This window comes from Butyrivibrio sp. INlla16 (assembly GCF_900104155.1).
Classification (GTDB): Bacteria; Bacillota; Clostridia; order Lachnospirales; family Lachnospiraceae; genus Butyrivibrio.
On sequence record NZ_FMYB01000127.1, the window covers coordinates 1 to 1828 of the forward strand.

Consider the following 1828-nt stretch of genomic DNA (forward strand, 5'->3'; position numbering starts at 1 on the left):
AGTCCAGCTAAGAAATGTCAAGGAGTAAATTGAAAATGTTAGAAATTAGTCATTACCTGCATTTTGGGTAACCTTAATAAAGCTAATTCATTTATAGCACATTGAAAATGACAAATTAGATATTAGGCAGCTTTTGTAGTGCGGTTGAGTAGATCAAACTGCTTTCTGTGTTCTTCAGGAGTAATCATCTCATAGGGTTTGTTATCCCGAAGCATAGCAAAGATGATATTACACACTTTGTGCATTACAGCACCTATAGCAACGTTCTTCTTTTTGGTTTTACATTTCAAGGTGTAGAACTCATGAATGACTGGATTTACGGGGATTTTTGATCCCTTACTGACTTTGAGATTGTTGAGCGCAACCATATGCAGAATGCGCCTTGCAAGACTTGAGCCACGTTTAGACATGTGAACCCTATCACCTTTTAACTTACCGGAGTCGTTTACGCCGGGATCCATGCCAAAGTAAGCGTAAAGCTTTTTGGGACTGTCAAAAAGGTCAAATGAGCCCATTTCAGCCAAGAGAACTACAGAGCTAAGGAAGCCGATGCCTCTAAGAGATTGCAACAGTTCTATGCGGTCATAAACGGTCTTGTTTGATGATTCCATGGCATCAACACAGTCATGTAACGAATTCATGATTTCATCAAGATGAGTCTGATATTCCTTGAACATCTTCACATATGTTGTTATCCGCGTTGCATTGCTGGGAAGAGATCTTCCAAACACAAGAGCATCATTAGCAGCAGAAATAAGGCAATTGTATTTTTCAATAGCATACTTTTCACCGAATCTTGCAGTACTGTGGATAAGGTCAATAATCTCGTCTTTTGGAGCATCAAGGATTTCACTCGCCAGAGGATACGTCTCAAGAAGCTTTAAAGAGCATTTCGTTGTGACCTTGCTAAATACCTTGCAGTATTCAGGAAAAGACATCTTTAGTTCTGCTGTAAGCTTAAGTACGATGGCTGATTGAAGATCCTTGAAGTAGTAATAATCACGCACAAGGTTCCTGAGATCAATAACATCATCTTCAGGTAAGAGTGATACTTTAAGGTCAGCTTTCAAGCCTACAAGAGCAATCTTTTTTGAATCAAATCTGTCATTATGAAGTTTTCTAACGTTCATATTTGTGCTACTCTTAGTGATGATAGGATTTATGGTGTTGCAATCAAATCCATTATCACGAAGGAAGCACAAGAGCGGGATGTGGTAGATCCCAGTGGACTCAAGGAAGCAACGGCTTTCAAGAGAGTACATCTCCTGTGCTTCCTTTATTTTTTGGATAGCGAGATTTCTCGACTGAGGGTCGGAATGGACGACTTTGAAAGGCTTCCCAACGAACGTTTGATTTGGGAGAGCTATGGACATCCAGGAGAAGTCAGCAGCGACATCAAATCCGACCGAAAGGTATGCGGAGCTGTTAAGCAGAGCAATAACCTGTTTGTTTTTCATAATAGTTCCTTTCCGGCAGGCATCCATTTCCCCACAGGGTGGATACGCAACCTAGCGGCTCATACAGGTATAGCCTGAGGCTCCCAACCAGCCAAAACATAAATCACCACCGAATGGACTGACAGACTTTTTTCGAGGTATCACCAACCGAAGCTGGCTCCCAAGGAGGAACCGTCAATGATCCTGCCTCGATGATTATATACCTTATGATCTGTCTGGAGTATACGGGAGCTACAGACATGTATAACTGTTAGTTAAGCTCCTTGATGATATCTGATGAGAGGGGAATCCTCCCTTCAATCATTACTTAGATTTGGAAATAGAAACTATTAACTGTAGTCCTTAATGACTACATCATTACTATACTAGGA

Annotated in this window: 1 protein-coding gene; it reads right to left on the reverse strand. The window is 41.0% G+C overall.

Translation table 11 applies throughout. The features are described from left to right. Positions 1–122: 122 nt before the first annotated feature. Complete coding sequence (locus tag BLR42_RS22250; RefSeq protein WP_091873935.1) at positions 123–1457, reverse strand: IS110 family RNA-guided transposase; 1335 nt, start codon at positions 1455–1457, stop codon at positions 123–125. Positions 1458–1828: the final 371 nt, after the last annotated feature.